At 72.9% G+C, this 18,270-nt stretch carries 16 protein-coding genes and 1 pseudogene; 7 read left to right on the forward strand and 10 right to left on the reverse strand.

The window, feature by feature from the left end; all coding sequences use genetic code 11:
* Nucleotides 1-114 precede the first annotated feature (114 nt).
* The 4 genes from AB0C96_RS34475 to AB0C96_RS34490 form a co-directional block, all read right to left on the reverse strand.
* Nucleotides 115-663, reverse strand: a complete 549-nt coding sequence (locus AB0C96_RS34475) for a CchlQ (RefSeq protein ID WP_362923050.1) — start codon at nucleotides 661-663, stop codon at nucleotides 115-117.
* Nucleotides 664-789: 126 nt separating this feature from the next.
* Nucleotides 790-1,392 (reverse strand): class I SAM-dependent methyltransferase, encoded by a 603-nt coding sequence (locus AB0C96_RS34480; protein WP_362923052.1) that lies wholly within the window; start codon nucleotides 1,390-1,392, stop codon nucleotides 790-792.
* A 76-nt stretch (nucleotides 1,393-1,468) separates the two neighbouring features.
* Nucleotides 1,469-2,257, reverse strand: coding sequence for a DeoR/GlpR family DNA-binding transcription regulator (locus tag AB0C96_RS34485; protein WP_362923054.1), 789 nt, complete (start codon nucleotides 2,255-2,257; stop codon nucleotides 1,469-1,471).
* A gap of 38 nt (nucleotides 2,258-2,295) precedes the next feature.
* Entirely contained in the window at nucleotides 2,296-3,336 is a 1,041-nt protein-coding gene (locus tag AB0C96_RS34490) for an NAD(P)-dependent alcohol dehydrogenase (protein WP_362923055.1), read from the reverse strand.
* 217 nt (nucleotides 3,337-3,553) lie between these two features.
* On the opposite strand from AB0C96_RS34490, the gene AB0C96_RS34495 reads away from it, so the two are divergent.
* On the forward strand, nucleotides 3,554-4,279 hold the full coding sequence (locus tag AB0C96_RS34495) for a hypothetical protein (protein WP_362923057.1): 726 nt from the start codon (nucleotides 3,554-3,556) through the stop codon (nucleotides 4,277-4,279).
* Here AB0C96_RS34495 and AB0C96_RS34500 read toward each other — a convergent pair.
* Nucleotides 4,266-4,826 carry a CAP domain-containing protein gene (locus AB0C96_RS34500; protein ID WP_362923058.1) on the reverse strand — a complete coding sequence of 187 codons (561 nt, stop codon included), beginning with the start codon at nucleotides 4,824-4,826 and terminating at the stop codon, nucleotides 4,266-4,268. The genes AB0C96_RS34495 and AB0C96_RS34500 overlap by 14 nt on opposite strands.
* Nucleotides 4,827-5,015: 189 nt before the next feature.
* Nucleotides 5,016-7,268: an ATP-binding domain-containing protein gene (locus tag AB0C96_RS34505; RefSeq protein ID WP_362923060.1), complete on the reverse strand. Its 2,253-nt coding sequence runs from the start codon at nucleotides 7,266-7,268 to the stop codon at nucleotides 5,016-5,018.
* 318 nt (nucleotides 7,269-7,586) lie between these two features.
* Between AB0C96_RS34505 and AB0C96_RS34510 the strand changes: the two genes are divergently transcribed.
* Nucleotides 7,587-9,401 (forward strand): TIGR03767 family metallophosphoesterase, encoded by a 1,815-nt coding sequence (locus AB0C96_RS34510; RefSeq protein WP_362923062.1) that lies wholly within the window; start codon nucleotides 7,587-7,589, stop codon nucleotides 9,399-9,401.
* 50 nt (nucleotides 9,402-9,451) lie between these two features.
* On the opposite strand, the gene AB0C96_RS34515 is transcribed toward AB0C96_RS34510, so the two are convergent.
* The 4 genes from AB0C96_RS34515 to dhaM all read right to left on the reverse strand — a co-directional run bounded on the left by AB0C96_RS34515 (nucleotide 9,452) and on the right by dhaM (nucleotide 13,750).
* Complete coding sequence (locus AB0C96_RS34515) at nucleotides 9,452-11,050, reverse strand: N,N-dimethylformamidase beta subunit family domain-containing protein (protein WP_362923063.1); 1,599 nt, start codon at nucleotides 11,048-11,050, stop codon at nucleotides 9,452-9,454.
* A 193-nt stretch (nucleotides 11,051-11,243) separates the two neighbouring features.
* Nucleotides 11,244-12,116, reverse strand: coding sequence for a CoA ester lyase (locus AB0C96_RS34520; RefSeq protein ID WP_362923065.1), 873 nt, complete (start codon nucleotides 12,114-12,116; stop codon nucleotides 11,244-11,246).
* Nucleotides 12,117-12,121: 5 nt separating this feature from the next.
* Nucleotides 12,122-13,210: a CoA ester lyase gene (locus AB0C96_RS34525; protein ID WP_362923067.1), complete on the reverse strand. Its 1,089-nt coding sequence runs from the start codon at nucleotides 13,208-13,210 to the stop codon at nucleotides 12,122-12,124.
* Between the two features lie 147 nt (nucleotides 13,211-13,357).
* Nucleotides 13,358-13,750, reverse strand: a complete 393-nt coding sequence (dhaM, locus tag AB0C96_RS34530; protein WP_362923068.1) for a dihydroxyacetone kinase phosphoryl donor subunit DhaM — start codon at nucleotides 13,748-13,750, stop codon at nucleotides 13,358-13,360.
* A 57-nt stretch (nucleotides 13,751-13,807) separates the two neighbouring features.
* Between dhaM and AB0C96_RS34535 the strand changes: the two genes are divergently transcribed.
* The 5 genes and pseudogenes from AB0C96_RS34535 to AB0C96_RS34555 form a co-directional block, all read left to right on the forward strand.
* Complete coding sequence (locus AB0C96_RS34535) at nucleotides 13,808-14,584, forward strand: IclR family transcriptional regulator (RefSeq protein WP_362923070.1); 777 nt, start codon at nucleotides 13,808-13,810, stop codon at nucleotides 14,582-14,584.
* A 235-nt stretch (nucleotides 14,585-14,819) separates the two neighbouring features.
* Nucleotides 14,820-15,536 (forward strand): dihydroxyacetone kinase subunit DhaL, encoded by a 717-nt coding sequence (gene dhaL, locus AB0C96_RS34540; RefSeq protein WP_362923072.1) that lies wholly within the window; start codon nucleotides 14,820-14,822, stop codon nucleotides 15,534-15,536.
* An 84-nt stretch (nucleotides 15,537-15,620) separates the two neighbouring features.
* Entirely contained in the window at nucleotides 15,621-16,721 is a 1,101-nt protein-coding gene (gene hppD, locus AB0C96_RS34545) for a 4-hydroxyphenylpyruvate dioxygenase (protein WP_362923074.1), read from the forward strand.
* A gap of 8 nt (nucleotides 16,722-16,729) precedes the next feature.
* Nucleotides 16,730-17,890, forward strand: coding sequence for an alpha-hydroxy acid oxidase (locus tag AB0C96_RS34550; RefSeq protein WP_362923076.1), 1,161 nt, complete (start codon nucleotides 16,730-16,732; stop codon nucleotides 17,888-17,890).
* Nucleotides 17,887-18,270 (forward strand): annotated as a pseudogene (locus AB0C96_RS34555) (phytanoyl-CoA dioxygenase family protein); the annotation flags it as partial. The gene AB0C96_RS34550 and the pseudogene AB0C96_RS34555, both read left to right, overlap by 4 nt.

The following is an 18,270-nucleotide window of genomic DNA, read 5'->3' on the forward strand; positions in this document are numbered from 1 at the left end:
CCGCCAAGAAGGCGGACCGATGACGAACACCCTCCGCGACACCCTGGAGACGCACCTGCGCAAGGGCCCCGTGCCCGGAGCGGTGGGCCTGGTGGCCCACGTCGAGGGCGCCGCTCACGCCCCGGTGGTGCCGGCCGTCGCGCAGATCGGGCACCGGTCCTTGGCGTCCCACTGCTCCCAGCCGAACGCCACCGGCGCCAGCGGCTGGCCCTCCAGTTCCGCGCGGACCGCGACGCGGTAGGCCCAGACCGCTCCGAGGTAGGGGTGGTAGGCGTCGTGGAAGGCGGGCGAGCTGTGCGCGGCGCCGGCCGCCACGGCGCGTTGCAGGGCGCGCAGTTGCTCGAACATCGCCTGGCCGGCGCTGGCCACGGCGGTGCTCGCGTCGATGAAGAGCCGTTCGCGCACTTCGTGCAGGGCGGCGTCGTCCAGGGCCGCGCGGGTGGCCGCGTCGAGGTCGACCTCGGCCTCCGGGGCCCGGGCGATCCGCCGCAACCGTGCGTGGCACGCCCCGGCGGCGCCGATGAACTCCATGTACACCGCCCGTCGCCGTTCCTCGCTGCTGCGGTCGCGTTCGTGCCGGCTTCGCAGATGGTCGGCGAGTACGGTGCCGGAGATCGCGATGACACCACCGCTGACCGTCGCCACCAGCGTCCCCCAGTCCACGCTTCCGCTCCCCTTTCGGTGGCCGTCGGTGGCCCCCTGCCACCGTCGCGACGACGCTACGGGTCGAGCGCGCGGCGTGCTCGATTCCGCACGGGACGAGGGACGTTCGGTCGGCGCGCGGCTGTCTCAGGCGTCGGGGAACCGGGTGCCGACCACGACGCTGAGGTCCGCGGCCAGGCGGAGTTCGGTGGCGCGCAGGTCGGGGTGGTCCAGCCAGTGCAGGCGGGGCAGGTCGGGTGCGCCGTCGAAGCGCGGCGGCCAGGTGGTGGCCGGGGTGAAGTCGTCGATCACCACCGTGCCGCCGGGGGCCAGCAGCCGCGCGGGGTCGGCGGCGGCATCGCCCTTGCCCTGCCCTCCGCCGTCCAGCACCAGCACGTCGTACGGGCCGTGCGGGGCGATCTTTGCCCAGTCGCCGTGGATGACGTCGATGTGCGCGCAGTCCTGGAACACCTCGGCGGCGACCCGGGCGCGTTCCTGGTCGCGTTCGACGCTGAGCAGCCGGACGCCGTCGGCCGCACCGGACGCCAGCCAGGCCAGGCCGACTCCGCATCCGGTGCCGGTCTCGCCGATGCGCTGCCGGGCGCCGGCGGCCAACACCTGGAGCAGGCGGCCCTGTTCGGGGCGACAGGAGTAGGCGAATCCGTGGCGGCGGGCCGCCCGCACGGCCCGTTGGACCAGGGCGGGCAACGCGTCGACGTCCTGGTAGGCGTCCGTTCCTCGCAGCGACATGGCGTGATTATGGCCGGGCGGGTGTGCCGGCGTACGGCGGTCGCCGTCTTCCGTTGCGGTCGGGCGTCGACTGCGGTCAGGCGTCGACCACGTCGACGGTCACGCCCAGGCGGTGCAGTGCGGCCACCTCCCCGGCCGGCGCTCCGCGGTCGGTGACGACCCGGTCGAAGCGGGTGATGTCGCCGTAGGAATGGGTGGCGGCCTTGCCGAACTTGGTGTGGTCCACCAGCAGCAGCGACCGCTGTGCGCAGTCCAGCACGGCTTCCTTGATCTCGGCGTACTCGCGCACCGGGTGGAAGAGCCGGCCGCCGAGCACGGACACCGCCGACATCACCGCGAGGTCGGCGTGCAGGCGGCCGAGGGCGCGCAGGACGTCGGGGCCGACGCAGGAGCCGAACTCGCCGCGGTAGCGCCCGCCGAGGAGGGTGACCTCGGCGCCCGGCGCCTCGTCGAACAGCCGGGCCACGCCGAGGGAGTTGGTGATGACGCTGACCGCCTCGGTACGGGCGATCCGGGCCGCGAGCGGGAAGACCGTCGTCGAGTCGTCCAGGACGACGGTGCAGCCCGGCCGGACCTCGTCGGCGACGGCGGCGCACAGGGCCTCCTTCACGGTGCGGTTGACACCGATGCGGAAGCGGGTGGCGGTCTCCATGGTGAGGTGGGGGAACGGCGCGGCCCGGCCGCGCTCCTTGCGCAGCAGACGGCGTTCGGCGAGCTGGTCCAGATCGCGGTGCATGGTCGCCAGGCTGACCCCGAAGTGCCGGGCCAGTTCGTCGATGCGGACCTCACCGTGTGCGACGACATGGGCCAGTACGTCCTGGCGTCGCCGGTCGACCTCGGCCAGCGACGACCGTGCGGAAGCCATCGGGCCGCCCCTTTTCGGTCGGACAGCGGCGGCGCGGCCTACCGCTGCGGATAGATGACGGCCTTGACGGCGGTCGCCTCGCGGGTGGCGACGGTCAGTGCGTGCTCGGCCTGGGCAAGACCGTAACCGTGCGAGACCAGGGAGTCGAGCCGGACCGCACCCGATGCCACCAGCGCCGTCGCGGCGGGCCAGGTGTGTGCGTAGCGGAAGGTGCCGGTCAGTTCGAGTTCGTGCTGCTGCACCCTGCCGAGCGGCAGCGGGACCTCGTCCCCGCCCATGCCGACGAGCACCACCCGGCCGGCCCGGCCCACCGTGAGGATCGCCTCGCGGCTCACCGCGGGAACGCCGGAGCACTCCAGGAGGACGGTGGGGGTGTAGCCCGCCTCGGGCAGCGGTGTGCGAGATACGTCGAGGGCGGTGGCACCGGCGGCCCGGGCGAGGTCGAGGCGGTGCGGGAGGACGTCGGTGACGAGCACGTCCCGTGCGCCGAAGGCGCGTGCCGTCTGGGCGGCGACCAGGCCGATGGGGCCCGCGCCGGTGACCAGGACCCGGTCGCCGGGGGCGACCCTGGCCTTGCGGCAGGCCCAGACGGCCACCGACAGCGGTTCCAGCAGGGCGGCCTCTTCGACGGTCAGGGAGTCGGGGACCTCGTGGGCGAAGTCCTGGTGCACGGCCAGGTATTCGCAGAAGGCGCCGTCGACCGGCGGAGTGGCGAGGAAGCGCATGTCCGGGCAGAGGTTGTAGCGGCCGGCGCGGCACTCTCCGCAGCCGGCGCAGGGGGTGCCGGGTTCGATGGAGACGCGCCGGCCGATCCGCCGGGCGTCGGTTCCCGGGCCACAGGCGACCACCGTGCCGGCCGCCTCGTGGCCCAGCACCAGCGGCTCCCGTACGACGAAGTCCCCGATGCGCCCGTGCCGGTAGTAGTGCACGTCGGAACCGCAGGTACCGACCGCCTCGACCCGTACCAGGACCTCTCCGGGGCCGGGGGCGGGGACGGCACGTTCCTCGATGCTCAGCCGGCCGGGCTCGTGCAGTACGGCGGCGCGCATGGTCGTGGGGATCGCGGAGGTGGCGGTCATGGCTCACGGCTCCCTGGGGCTGGGATGTGCAAGGACGGCGCAACGCTTCTTCTTTTATCAGAATGGCATGGACTTCGCGCAAAATGCGAGAAGAGAGAGCGAGTGTGGCATGGAGGGCGGACATCGAGCGGAGACCTCATGATGGGTGCGGAGCGTCACCCGATCCTCACGAGGCGCCGTGGCCCTCCGGTTCGGCCGCACAGCGAAAGGGATCCGCATGCACGCTCGCCGTCTCACGACAGCCGCCGTCCTGGCGCTCGCGGCCGCCGTCCTCGCCGCCGCCCCTTCCCCGGCAGCCCCCTCCCCCGGCAGCGCCTCGCACGCCCGGACCACTTCGGCCCGGACCACTTCCGCCCGGACCGTCGTGCCCGCCGGAAGCACCGAGGTGCCCGTTGAGCACGGCTCGGCCCGCTTCCGCCTGCCGTCCGCCCTCCTGACCGATCTCACCTCCGCCGGCGTGGAGGTCGCCGCGGACGGCGCCCCGGGCGCGGCCGCCGAGACCGCTCCGCAGGCCCCCGCCGGGGACGGCATGGAGCTGCGCATCGAGGACGGTGCGGTCACCAACGGCGGAGGCCTGGTCGGCGGCGAACTCCACCTCACCGGCGGCGGGTTGACGCTGACCCACCGCACGACGCGGCGGACCGTCCGGCTCACCCGCTTCGACGTCGGCTTCGGTCAGGGCGCCCTGCGTGCCGGGACGGGCGACCGCTCACCCCTCACCCTGGGCACCTTCGCCCGCCCCGGCATCAGGTCCGTCCTCGACAGCCGGTCCGGCGTGCTGCGCACGACCCTCGACATCGCGCTCACCCAGACCGCCGCCGCCCGGATCAACGCGGCCCTCGGCGCCCGGTGCCTCACCGGTGGCCGGCCGCTGCTGCAGGCCGAGATCGTCGCCACCCTCGACCGGTCCGTCGACCTCCGCACCGCGCTCAACCTCGGCTAGCCAGGTCCTGCGTCCACCACGGCCCGCCGGTCCCGGACCGGACGCCCACGCCGATGTCCGCCAGGCCGCAGTCGAGGATGTTGGCGCGGTGGCCGGGGCTGTTCATCCAGGCCTTCATGACGGCGGAGGGGTTCGGCCAGCCGACGGCGATGTTCTCGCCGTACGCGGACCAGGAGTAGCCAGCCGAGGTGATCCGCTTCCCCGGATCGGTGCCGTCCGGGTTGGTGTGGTCGAAGAAGCGGCGGGCGGCCATGTCGTCCGCATGGCGTTGCGCCGCCTGTTGCAGGACGGCGTTCGGCCGTACCGGCGCACACCCGTGCCCGGCCCGCGCCACGTTCACCAGCTGTACGACCTGGTCCACGGAGTCGGCGAGGTCGAGGTCGGGGGCCGACGCCGCGGACCCACCGGGCGGTGGGGAGGGGGCGGGGGTGGCGGTCGCCGCGTCGCGGCCCACGGCGCACAGGGCGATGCCGACCGCGACGGCGATCGCGGTCCTACGGGTGCAGTGCTGGGTGCGGCGCTGCTGCATCCGGTGCTTCCCCGGCATGCGGAACCTCCGATTCGCACAGGGCATGGGTCGGAACGGAGGTGATGCCTTGCCAGGGGCGGCGGCGTCCATGCCCCCGACGGAGGGCCTGCCGGGGCACATACGGGGCGTGCGCGCGGCGCACGCCGGCGGGGTGACCGCGGGAGCCGGACGCCGCGGGCGAACCGGCGGCGTCCCGGGCCCCGTGTGTCACCGGCCGGGTGCGGCGTCCACCGGCAGCAGGGTCTCCAGCGCCGCCGGCAGCGGCCGGGTGTGGATCACGCCCAGCCGCTGCGTGGCTCGGGTGAGCGCCACGTACAGGTCGCTCGCCCCGAGCTCCTCGGGCTCCACCACGATCACCGTGTCGAACTCCAGCCCCTTGGCCTGCCGCGGATCGAGCAGCACCACCGGGCTGGTCAGATCCGGGGAGGGCCCGGCGGAGGCGGTCGGCAGAACGGACACCAGCGCCTCGTGGCGGGCCCGCGGGGCGATCACCGCGAGGCGGCCGGTCTCCTGGGGCTCCCGGGCGACGGCCTCGGCCACCGCGCCCGCCGGATCGTCGGTGCGGCGCGCCCAGGGGCGTACGCCGGTGGAGCGGATCGAGCGCGGCGGTGCGAACGCCGAGTCCGCGGCCCTCGGCACCCGCGCCGCGACCTCCATGATCTCGGTCGGCGTGCGGTAGTTGACGCCCAGCCGGACGTGCTGCCAACGGTCGTCGACGTACGGCGCGAGGATCGCCTCCCAGGATCCGCAGCCGCCCGGCTCAGCGGTCTGCGCCGGGTCGCCGACCAGGGTCATCGAGCGGGTCGGGCAGCGGCGCATCAGCAGTCGCCAGGCCATCGCGGACAGCTCCTGCGCCTCGTCCACGATGATGTGGCCGAAGGCCCAGGTTCGGTCGCCCGCGGCGCGTTCGGCGGCGCTGCGGTGGTCCGCCTCCTCGTGCCGGTCGGCGAGCTGCTCCGCGTCGACCAGGTCGTGGGCGGCCAACACCTCCGAGTCCTCGTCGTCGCGGTCCTCGAACTCCTGGGTGCGGGAGCCGTACGAGAGGTCCAGCACGCCCTGTGCGTAGTCGATCCGCTGCTGGCGCTCGGCCTCGGCGGCGACCCGGGCCGCGGTGTCGTCGTGGCCGAGCAGCTCGGCGGCCTCGTCCAGCAGCGGTACGTCGGCGGGCGTCCACGCACCGCCAGGGCGACGGATCGCCTCGGCATCGGCCCGGGGCAGATGGACGGGGTCGGCGAGGAAGTCGGCGACCAGCTCCTCGGGGGCGAGCGCCGGCCACAACTCCTCGATGGCGCCGTGCACGTCCGCGCTGGCCGCGATCGCCTTCCCCAATTGGGCGATGTCGTCGGGTCCGAGGAGGTTCGGCCCGCCGTACGGGTCGGCGCCGATCCGCTCGGTCAACTGCGCGGTGAGGGCGTCGATGATGTGGAAGGCGAAGTGGGGGCGGGCGAGGTTGTGCGGCAACCCGGTCTCCCGCGCCCGGCGCCGTGCCTCGGACGCCATCTCCGCGTCCAGCCGCAGCTCGCCGTCCTCGTGGTCGATCACGGTCACCGGTTCGGGCAGCCGCTGCTGGTCGCGGACGAAGCGCGCCAGCACCTCCGCCATCTCCGGGCGGCCCTTGATCTCGGCGGCGCGGGCGGTGTCGGTGCCGGTCGCGGTCACGCCCGGGTAGAGCTCGCCGAGCGTGGCGAGCAGCACCCCGGTCTCGCCCAGCGCCGGCAGCACCTCCTCGATATAGCTGAGGAACGCCGGGTTGGGGCCGACGATCAGCACGGCGCGGCGGGCCAGCAGTTCGCGGTGCGCATAGAGCAGGTAGGCGGCGCGGTGCAGGGCGACGACGGTCTTGCCCGTGCCGGGTCCGCCCTCCACCACGAGCACGCCGCGGTGCGGTGCGCGGATGATCCGGTCCTGCTCGGCCTGGATGGTCTGCACGATGTCGTGCATGCGGCCGGTGCGCGCCGCGTCCAGCGCGGAGAGCAGCACGGCGTCCGCGTCGGCGCCCTCGTGCCCGGTGCGTTCGGTGTCGGTGAGGTCCAGGATCTCGTCGTGCAGGGCGGTGACCCGTCGGCCCTCGGTCGTGATGTGCCGCCGACGGCGCAGCCCCATGGGGGTGTGGCCGGTGGCGAGGTAGAAGGGACGGGCGACCTCGGCGCGCCAGTCGAGGACGAGAGGCGTGCGGTCCGCGTCGTCGCGTCGGATACCGATCCGGCCGATGTGGTGATCGCGGCCGTCGCGAAATGCCAGCCGGCCGAAGCAGAGGCCGTTCTCCCCGGCGTCGAAGGCGGCGATCAGGCCGTTGTGTTCGGCCACCATGACATCGCGCTCCAGCCGCGCCTGGGCATTGTTGCCGCCCGACGGCAGGGCGTACCGCACCGCTCTGGCGGCCGCGGTGCGCAGTTCGGCGAGGCGCTCGTAGAGCAGATCGGTGAATTCCTGCTCGTGCCGCAATTCCTCGTTTGACAATTCAGCTCCGCTCGGATATTCTTCGACATGAAGAGTTGGTTTTTGTTTTGACTTCGTCGACACAGAAGCCCTCAATATACGCAGAGAAATACCCCGGCCGTCAATTCGGTCCGGGGTATTTCTCTTTGGTGCGGCCGGGGTGATCGTCCCGCCTCCCGCACGGCCCCGGCGGCCGGTCCGATCCGACGGCGGATGGGCGTGCCACGTTCCGGGCGCGTTCAACTGCCGGCCACGCGTACCGCGCACTCTTCGGAATGAGAAATTCCGATTGGTGACATCGCGGTGGCCGGGCGCGCCCGGCACCGCACGGAGGGCCCCATGGCCGGCATCGAAGCCACCACCAACCGCCGTCGATTCCTCCTCACTTCCGGTGCCGCCGTCGCCGCGACCGGCGCCGCCTACGCACTCCCGCGCCAGCGCCTCGGCGGCGCGCAGGCGAACGCCGGCCAACCGCCGGCCGACGCCGGCGCGGCAGCCGTACGCCCCGTCGTGGGGCGCGCCGCACCGTACGGAGCCACCACGCTCCAGACCACCGCACGGCTCACCGGCAGCGGCAGCTACCGGCACCTCACCTCCGGCCCCGGATGGCCCCTGGTCGTACGGGGCGACCTCGCCGCCGCGCGCAACGGGCGCCAGGACCGGCGGACCGCGCTGGCCTGCTTCGTCCAGGTCACCGACCTCCATGTGACCGACGTCCAGAGCCCGTTGCGGACCGAGTACCTGCGTGCCGGGTCGCCCGGATCCTGGCGGGGCCAGGAGGCGCTGTCGGTGGCGGGCGCGGTCTCGCTCGTGGAACAGGTCAACGCGCTCGGCGGCGGACCGCACACCGGCCGTCCCCCGGCCTTCGTGATGTCCACGGGCGACAACATCGACAACCACTCCATGGTGGAACTGGAGTGGTTCCTCACGCTGATGAGCGGCGGCCGGATCACGCCCAACACCGGCGACCCGACCTCCTACGAGGGCGTGCAGAACTGCGGCCTCCCGCTGTACTGGCACCCCGACGCCGCCCTGCGCGACCAGGACAAGCTGCGCGGGCTACCGCGGATACCCGGATTCCTCCAGGCCGCGATCCGCCCCGTCACCAGCCCCGGCCTGCGCATCCCGTGGTACTCGACGCCCGGCAACCACGACGACCTGCCGGGTGGTTGCCTGGCCCCGCAGGACCCCTTCCTGAGGGACTACATCACCGGGGCGCGCAAGGTGTTCTCCGTGCCGGACTCCGATGTGGCCGCCTTCGCCAAGGTGCTGGATTCCGGCGACGACCCCAAGAGCACGGTGCTGAAGGAGATCCTGCACCGCAACGCCCGCCGGGCCCGGAGCGTGACCCCCGACGAGCGCCGCCGCATGGCCACCCCGCACGACTACCTCCGGGCGCACCTCGACCCGGCCCATGCCGGCGCGGGCCCGATCGGGCACGGCTACACCGAGAACAACCTGGACGGCGAGCGGATGTACTACACCTTCCCCATCGCGGACGGCGTCATCGGCATCAGCATCGACACCACCTACCGCAGCGGCCACTACGAGGGCTCGCTCGGAACCGAACAACTCCGGTGGCTGGAGCGGACCCTGGCCGCGCACAGCACGCTCCACTACGACGCGGACGGCCGGCTCGTGCGCAACCCCGCCGCCGATGACGCGCACCTCCTCGTCTTCAGCCACCACCACAGCCCGAGCATGACGCGGCGCCCCGACGCGGCGCGCACCGACGAGACCCGGCACGACGGCGCGGAGGTGATCGCGCTGCTGAACCGGTTCCCGAACGTGGTGGCGTGGATCAACGGACACAGCCACGTCAATCGCATCACCCCGCACGCCCACCCGACACCGGCCCGTTCCTTCTGGGAGGTCAACACCGCCTCCCACGTGGACTACCCGCAGCACGCACGGCTCCTCGAACTCGTCGACAACCACGACGGCACGCTGTCCCTGTTCACCACCCTCGTCGAGTCCGCCGCCCCGTACCGGGCGGACTTCGACGACCTCTCCGCGGTCGGACTGGCCTCCCTCTACCGCGAGCTCGCCTACAACGCTCCCGGCCTCGCCGCCAGGACGGGTGGCGGCGTCCACGAGGAGATGGCGGGCACCGCGGCGGACCGCAACACCGAACTCCTCGTCCGGCGGGCCTGACGCCGCACCGAGGGGGGACGACCGCGCTCGCCCCCCTCGTCGCGAACTCCTCAACTTCCGTACACGCGGAGTACGTTGGCCCTCGGCGCGGGCCGGGCGCGGGCGGCCGGCCCCTGAGCGAAGGCGTGGAGCAGGTTCTCCGTGGTGCGGGTGACGAACGATCCGGTCCGGGCGTCCATGCCGTGGTCGCGACCGCAGTCCCGCTGCCCCGCCATGAGGCCCTCCACCCAGCGCATCGTCCCGGAGGCGAAGACCCCGGCTCCGCTCGGCACCGTGTAGTAGGCGGAGTCCGCGTGGCTGCGGCGGCCCGCGCAGACCAGCGGGGAGTGGGCGATGATCTCCAGTGCCGAGGGGGTGGGCGCCTCGGGGGTGACCCGGTCGTACTCCACCCCCACGAGATGGTCGAAGGACTCGCCGTGGCGGGCTCCGGTACCGGTGAAGAGCCAGTGGTCCGCGCTGTGGACGACGTAGGGGGCATCGGTGGGATAGCCCTCGTAGAAGACGCCGGTGAGGGAGGACTCGGGGGCGGCGCCGGGCGGTTCACGGAAGTCGTGGGTCGGCTGGTCCCGGTGGTCGGCGAAGTACGGGTCGTCCTGGTAGGCGGTCTTGTAGCAGACCACGGTACGGATGCCGCCGGACGGGCCGGGCTCCAGTCTGACCCGGCGGAAGCAGGCGTTGGCGCCGAGGAAGGCCAGGTTGGTGCCGGCGTCCCGGGCCTGGGTGACGTGCCGGCGCTGTTGCGGGGTCCAGTACTCGTCGTGGCCGAGCGAGAGCGCCGCCGTGGCGCCGTGCAGCGCCGACGGGGCGAGGTGGACGTCCACGCCCGTGGTGTACGCCAGCGGGATGCCGAGGCGTTCCGCGAGCACCACCAGGGCACGCTCGTAGACCATGAACTTCTCGGCACCGTCGGCGTCGTAGGGCCGGTCGAAGCTGACGGCCAGTGAGCGGGTGGCGTAGCCGCCGTCCTCGCCCTCGTAGAGGTTGGAGCCGCCCCACCGGTTGTACGCCTGCCAGGTCGTCACCGCGTGCATGAGGACGGTGTGGCCCGCTGTGGTGCGGGAGCGGACGATCAGGGGGACGTAGCGCTGGTGACCGTGGTCCGCGTCCAGCCGGAGAAGGTAGGCGCCCGGGGGCCAGCCGTCGGTGTCCACCGCGAGGGTGCGCGGCCAGGCAGCGCGTACGGTGCGGGTCTCGGGCAGCAGGTGCGGGGCGCCCTGGGCCCGTCCCGGCAGCCTCTTCGAGCACCACACCAATCGGGCCTGGGCGCCGCCGTACCAGCCGACCCGGTAGGCCGAGACGCGGAAGCCGGGTGCGGTGGTCGAGACGTGGAGTCCGAACTCCTCGCCGGGCAGGACGCTGACCCGGTCGGTGTAGCCCTGGACGGCGTCTGGCGGGCCGGTCGAGCGGATCCGCCAGTCGGGGTCGCCCGGCCGTCGGCGCTCCGCGGCGAGGTCGGCATCCCGGGTGTCCGCCGGGCCGGAGGCGGGGCTCCGGCCCGCGGTGGTGTCGCAGCCGGCGGTCATGCCGACGGCGACGCCCGCGGCGGCGGCACCGAGGAAGTGTCGGCGGTCCAGTCCGCCGGATCCGGGCGCGCCGCGGTGTGCCGGGTCGCCGTGGCGCTGTCCGTCGTGCTCGGCGCCGTCGCCCATCGCACCTCTCCCGCGCGTGCCGCTCGTCGTGTCGTCAGGACGATCCTGCGGCGGCGGGTGCGGTGGGACGACCGGAGGGGCCCGAATGCGGGTACCGCCGTCGTGGGTGGACGCGGTGTGGCGGATGCCTGGTGCGGGTTCCCGCACCAGGCATCACGCATCGTTCCCGGGAGGCCGGGTCAGGCCCGCACACTCACCGGTCGGCGACCGCCTCGGCGAGGGCGAGGATCCGCCGGGCGTCCTCCACGTGCAGGTTCTCGATCAGCCGACCGTCGACGGTGACGACGCCGCGGCCCTCACGGGTGGCCTCCTCGAACGCTGCGATGATCTTCTGCGAGCGCTCGATCTGCTCGCCGGACGGGGCGAACACCCGGTTGCACGGCTCGACCTGGGAGGGGTGGATCAGGGTCTTCCCGTCGAAGCCGAACTGCCGCCCCTGCACGCATTCGGCCTCGAAGCCCTCGGCGTTCTTCACGTCGTTGTAGACGCCGTCCAGAATCGCCTTGCCGGACTCGCGGGCCGCCAGCAGCGCCAGCGACAGCCCGGTCAGCAGCGGGGCCCGGCCGGGGACGTGCTCGGCGTGGAGCTCCTTGGCCAGGTCGTTGGTGCCCATCACCAGCACGGTGAGCCGTTCACTGGCGGCGGCCACCGCCCGGGCGTCCAGCATGGCCCGCGGGGTCTCCACCATCGCCCAGATGGCCGTGCGGTCCGGGGCGCCGGCCGCCTCCAGGGCGCGCTCGACCTCCCGAACGGTGTCGGCGGACTCCACCTTGGGCACGACGACGGCGTCCGGGCCGGCCTCGGCGGCGGCCCGGAGGTCGTCGGCGTGCCAGGCGGTGCCCGGCGCGTTGATCCGGATCGTCACCTCGCGGTAGCCGTACTCGCCGGAGGCCGCTGCGGCCGCGACCCGCTTGCGGGCGTCGGTCTTGGCGTCGGGGGCGACGGCGTCCTCAAGGTCGAGGATGAGGGCGTCGGCGGGGATGGACTTGGCCTTCTCCAGGGCGCGTTCGTTGGCGCCCGGCATGTAGAGCACGGAGCGGCGCGGCCGCAGGGTCGCGTCGGACATCGGTGTTACTCCTTGTTCTGCTGGACCTGGCTCTGCTGGGATTCCGCCGCGGCGTAGGCGTCGCGCAGTTCGGGGTCACGGGCGGCGAGGGCGTCCGCGAGCTGGGCGACCACCTGGCACTGCTTGTACGTGGCGTCGTCCTGCATCTTGCCGTCGATCATCACTGCGCCGGTGCCGTCGCCCATGGCGTCGATGACCCTGCGGGCCCACGCCACGTCGGCCGGGGCGGGCGAGAAGACCCGCTTGGCGATGTCGATCTGCACCGGGTGCAGGCTCCAGGCTCCGACGCAGCCGAGCAGGAAGGCGTTGCGGAACTGGTCCTCGCAGGCGGTGGTGTCCTTGATGTCGCCGAACGGCCCGTAGTACGGGAGGATGCCGTGCGCCGCGCAGGCGTCGACCATCCGCGCGAGGGTGTAGTGCCACAGGTCCTGCTGGAAGGTGGCCCGCGGGGCGGCGCCGTCCGGACCGTGCGGGTCCTCGCGGACGAGGTATCCGGGGTGGCCGCCGCCCACGCGGGTGGTCTTCATCCGGCGGCTGGCGGCCAGGTCGGCGGGGCCGAGGGAGATGCCCTGCATCCGGGGGCTGGCGCCGGCGATCTCCTCGACGTTGGCGACGCCGGTGGCGGTCTCCAGGATGGCGTGCACCAGGATGGGCCGGTCGATCCGCGCCTTGGCCTCCAGCTGGGCGAGCAGCCGGTCGACGTAGTGGATGTCCTCGGCGCCCTCCACCTTCGGCACCATGATCACGTCGAGCTTGTCACCGATCTCGGTGACCAGCGTGAGCAGGTCGTCGAGCGCCCAGGGCGAGTCCAGGCTGTTGATCCGGGTCCACAGCTGGGTGTCGCCGAAGTCCGTGGACGTGGCGATCTTCACCAGGCCCGACCGGGCCGCCTCCTTGCGGTCCGCTGCGACGGCGTCCTCAAGGTTGCCGAGCAGTACGTCCACGGTGGGGGCGATGGCGGGGACCTTGGCCGCCATCTTCTCGTTGCCCGGGTCGAAGAAGTGGATCATCCGGGACGGCCGGAAAGGTACTTCACGCACCGGCGTCGGGGCGCCGACGGCCAACGGGCGGAAGAAGTCCTTCGGAGAGCGCATGCAGTCTCCCTGGTCGGATCGAGGGGTGCGGGGCCGTCGCCGGGTGTCCGGGCGACGGCGTCCGGCCTCACTTTAGGCCCGCGGCACGGTGACGCTACTGATCAGTACGTGTGCTGTTGGTCACCGGCCCCGTCCGGGTGCACGCGCTCAGAACTTGCTGATGTGGCGGGCCTCCTCCGCGGCCTTGACGACCGTGGGCAGCGCGGCGCCGGTCGCGGCGGCGACGGCGGCCGCGACGGCCCCTTCGACGAACGGGGCGTCGGCCAGGGCGGCATGGATGCCGGGGTGGTCCTCCAGTACGAGGCGGGCGGTGAGCACCGAGCTGCCCAGGTCCGACAGGACCAGCACACCGGCGTCCGTGGCGGCGGTGCGCAGGGCGCCCAGGATGCGGGCGTAGCTCGTCCCGGTACGACCGTCCTCGGTGCCGCCGGCCGCGACCACGGTGACGCCCCCGCAGGCCAACTCCCCCACCAGGGAGCGCACTCCGAGAGCGATCTCCGCGCGGTGCGACACAAGTACGATGCCAACCAGCGGTGTCATGAACAAGGACCCTATGGTTCGGAACGCCGTTCAGCAATACCGAACAAGGAGTTGTTCATGGTCCAGGCCGTGCACAGGGCGATCCAGGTACTGCGGGAACTCGCCACGGCGACACCGCGTTTGGGGGTGACGGAACTGGCCGACCGCATCGGGATCGCCAAGCCGACCGTCCACGCCCTGCTGCGCACGCTGGAGGCGGAGGGGATGGTCGTCCAGGACCGCGAGACCGGCAAGTACCAGTTGGGGCCGGGGCTGGTGACCCTCGGCAACGCCTACCTGGACTCGCACGAGCTGCGCACCCGCGCGGTGAACTGGGCCGACCGGCTCGCGGCGCAGGCCGGCGCCGCGGTCTGGGTGGGTGTGTTGACGGAGGGCCAGGTGCTGGTCATCCACCACGCGTTCCGGCCCGGGGGGTCGGTACAGACCCTGGAGACGGGGGCCAGCCTGCCCTGGAACGCCTGCGCCCTGGGCAAGGCGATCGCGGCCTTCCTGCCCGCCGAACGACGTACCGAACTCCTGGCGGGCGAGCTGCAACGGGTCACCGGCTCCAGCGTGGACGACCCGACGCGGCTGGAGACCCAGCTGGACCGAGTGCGGGAGACCGGCTACGCGCTGGACGACCAGGAGTTGACGCTCGGCGACGCGGGGATCGCGGCGCCCGTGTTCGACCGCACCGGCGAGGTGGTCGGCGGCCTGGGCCTGGTCGGCCCGGTCGAGCGGCTGCTGACCGACACCGCACGTCAGGAGTGCGCCATCGCGGTCCGCGAGGTCGCCCGCAGCCTGTCGCGCGATCTCGGTGCGCCGCGGAACGCGGGGTTGCACGCCTGCGGCTGAGCGCGTGCCGACGGCACGCCGGGGTTCACCGACGGTTCACCAACTCGCCTCGCGGAGCCGCTCGTTCACCCCCGGTTCCGTTACCCGTGGGACCACTGTGCCGGAAAGTCTTGACGCGACCGGGGTCCCTGCGTTTTGCTTCTTGTGGCATTCGGTAATGCCGAACAGCTTTCGGTAATGCGTTGGTCATCTGCCGCCCATGGCCGCGGCACGGGGGATCGAAGGAGCACCTGCCATGCGGGATCCTGAGAGGGAGCTCGACAACTTACCGCGCCGTGCTGATGCGCCTGGCGGGGAAGCGGTGGACCGTTCCCTCGTCCTCGACTGGCTCCGGCACGTCAGCACGGCCATGAACCGGCATCAGGACCACCTCACCGAGCTCGACTCGGCCATCGGCGACGGTGACCACGGGGCCAACATGGCCCGCGGCTTCGCCGCGGTGCGCGCCGCGCTCGACGACCCGTCACACCCCCCGACCTCGGTCGGCGAAGCACTGGTGACGGCGGGCAACTCCCTCATCTCCGTGGTCGGCGGCGCCTCCGGCCCGCTGTACGGCGGCGCGTTCCGGTCCCTCGGGAAGGCCCTCGGCACCGCGCCGCAGGTCGACGCCCGTCGATTCGCCGCCGGCCTCACCGCGGCGCTCGCCACGATGCAGCAACTGGGCGCGGCCGTGCCCGGCGACAAGACCATGGTCGACGCCTACTCCCCCGCGGTCAGCGCCTTCCGGGACGCCGCGGACGCCGGCGCCGACTTCCCCACCTCCGCACGCGCTGCGGCCCGCGCCGCCGAAGACGGTATGCGCGCCACCATCCCGCTACAGGCCAGGAAGGGCCGGGCCTCGTACCTGGGCCTGCGCAGCATCGGCCACCAGGACCCCGGCGCCACCTCGACCTGTTACGTGTTCCACGCCCTCGCCGAGGCGGCGGGGGCAGCAGCGATCCCCGTGCAATGACCTCGCGGTGCCCCCTCGCAGCGCACTGCCCGCGGGGCGGTTCGGCGTGTCCTGGCACCCTCCCGAACGAGAGATTGGACCAGTGTGACCGCCCACTCCATCGACCATGTCGAGTTCTTCGTCGGCGACGTCAACCAGGCGTCCCACTACTACTCCAGCACCTACGGATTCCGGGTGGTGGCCGAGGCGGGCCCGCTCACCGGCTTCGCCGGCGCCCGTTCGCTGGTCCTGGCCCACGGCGGGGTCCGCCTCGTACTGACCTCCGCCCTGCACGCCGACCACGCCGCATCGCACTTCGTGCGCAAGCACGGCGACGGCGTCCGGGACGTTGCCGTGCGGTCCACCGACGCGGTCGCCGACTTCGAGCGGGCGGTGGCCGCGGGGGCGGACCCGGTCGCCGAGCCCGAGACGTTCGAGGACGGCACCGGCCGGGTCATACGCGCCACCATCGCCGCGACCAACGACCTGGTGCACAGTTTCGTCCAGCGTGACGACCCGTCAGGCCCCTTCCTCCCCCAGCGGTACCTCCCCATCACCGACGGACCGGCGCCGGGCCCCGAGCTGCTGCGCTCCGTCGACCACCTGGCCTTCTGCCTGCGCCCCGGTTCGCTGGACACCATGGTCGACTTCTACCGGCGGACCCTGGGCCTGAAGCACACCTACGACGAGTACATCGTCGTCGGCGGCCAGGCGATGGCCTCGAAGGTCGTCCAGGACGAGACCCGGGGCATCACCTTCACCATGGTGGAACCCGACCCCACCGGAAACCGGGGACAGCTCAACGACTTCCTGGACGGGTTCGACGGCCCCGGCGTGCAGCACGTGGCCTACGCCACCGACGACATCGTCCGCGCCGCACGCGAACTCCGCAGCTCCGGCGTGGAGTTGCTGTCCACGCCGGCCGGCTACTACGCCACGCTGGCCGAGCGCGGCATCGAGGTCGACATCGACCCGGCGATCCTCCAGGAGCATGGCCTGCTGGCCGACCGGGACGAATGGGGCCAGCTGGTCCAGGTGTTCACCCGGTCCCCCTATGCCCGCCGGACGGTGTTCTTCGAGCTGATCCAGCGGCTGGAGGCCCGCACCTTCGGCAGCGGCAACATCAAGGCCCTCTACGAGGCCGTCGAGCGCGAGCGCGCCGAGAACGCCGTTCCGGCCGGTGCCGCGGCACGGGTCGGCGGGTGACCGCGGAGGTGACCGGAGAGACCGGACCGCACGACGCCCGGCCGGACGTCCTGCTGTCCCCGCAGGACTACGAGGCGGCGGCCCGGGCCCGGCTCGACCGGCCCGTGTGGGACTACATCGCGGGCGGCAGCGGTGACGAGGTGACGCTGCGCGAGGAGCGCGCGGCGTACGGCCGCTACCGGCTGCGCCCACGGGCCCTGGTCGACGTCTCCCAGTGCGAGCTGGGCACCACACTGCTCGGCCGGCCCGTGGAGTTCCCCGTGGGCGTCGCGCCCATGGCCTACCACCGACTGGTCCACCCGGACGGCGAGACCGCCACCGCCCGTGCGGCCGGCAAGGTGGGCGCGCTCACCATCGCCAGCACCTTCGCGAGCGAGACGCTGGAGGAGACCGCCCGGGCCGCCACCGGACCGCTCTGGCTCCAGCTGTACGTGATGCGCCGCAGGGAGATCACCGAGTCCCTGGTGCGCCGGGCCGAGGCCGCCGGCTACCAGGCCCTGGTGATCACCGTCGACACCCCGCGGATGGCGCGCCGGGAGCGGGACCTGCGCAACGGCTTCGGCCTGCCGTCGCACGTGCGGCCCGCCAACCTCGACGACGGCGAGCAGGCCGGACTGCACCAGGGCCGTTCCGGCAGCTCCACCCTCGCCGCCCACGCCTTCCAGCACCACGATGCCGCGTTCACCTGGGAGGACCTGGCCTGGGTGCGCTCCCTGACGGCCCTGCCCCTGGTGCTCAAGGGCGTGCTCACCGCGGAGGACGCCCGGCGGGCGGCCGAGCTCGGCGTGGCCGGGCTGATCGTCTCCACCCACGGGGGCCGTCAACTCGACGGCGCGGTCCCGGCGTTGGAGGCGCTGCCGGAAGTGGTCGCGGCCGTCCAGGGCCGGTGCGAGGTGCTCGTCGACGGAGGCATCCGCCGCGGCACGGACGTACTCAAGGCACTGGCGCTCGGGGCCCGCGCGGTGCTGGTCGGCCGCCCCGTCCTGTGGGGACTCGCCGTCGACGGCGCGACCGGGGTCGAACGGGTGCTGTCCACCCTCCGGTCGGAGCTGGAGGAAGCGATGGCGCTGACCGGCCGGCCCCGCCTCGACACGATCGCCCCGGACCTGCTCCACCGTTCCACCGACCCCGCATACCACCTCACCACCGACGAGAGGGAACTGGCATGACCGACATGTCGAAGAACGACACCCGCTTCACCCTGACCGCCGCCGAGCAGGAGCTGCTGCCCTCCGACGACGAGGTGATGTTCTACCAGGAGCACGGCTGGTACCTGTCGAAGAAGCTGCTGACCGACGAGGAGGTCGACCTGCTGGACTCCGCGGCCGACCGCTTCTACGCCGGCCACCGGGACCGGACCCTGCCGGTCAGGCCGCCCCGGCTGGCCTACTGGGAGCCGGAGAAGGGCGATGTGCACCGGCACAACGACTACATCTTCTACGAGGACGACACCGTCCGCCGCATCCTCTCCAAGCCGATCATCGCGGCGGTCGCGGCGCGGATAGCGGAAACCAGCCAGATACGCCTGTGGAACAGCACCCTCATCCAC

Origin of the sequence: Streptomyces sp. NPDC048506, assembly GCF_040651315.1 — a bacterium.
Taxonomy (GTDB): domain Bacteria; phylum Actinomycetota; class Actinomycetes; order Streptomycetales; family Streptomycetaceae; genus Streptomyces.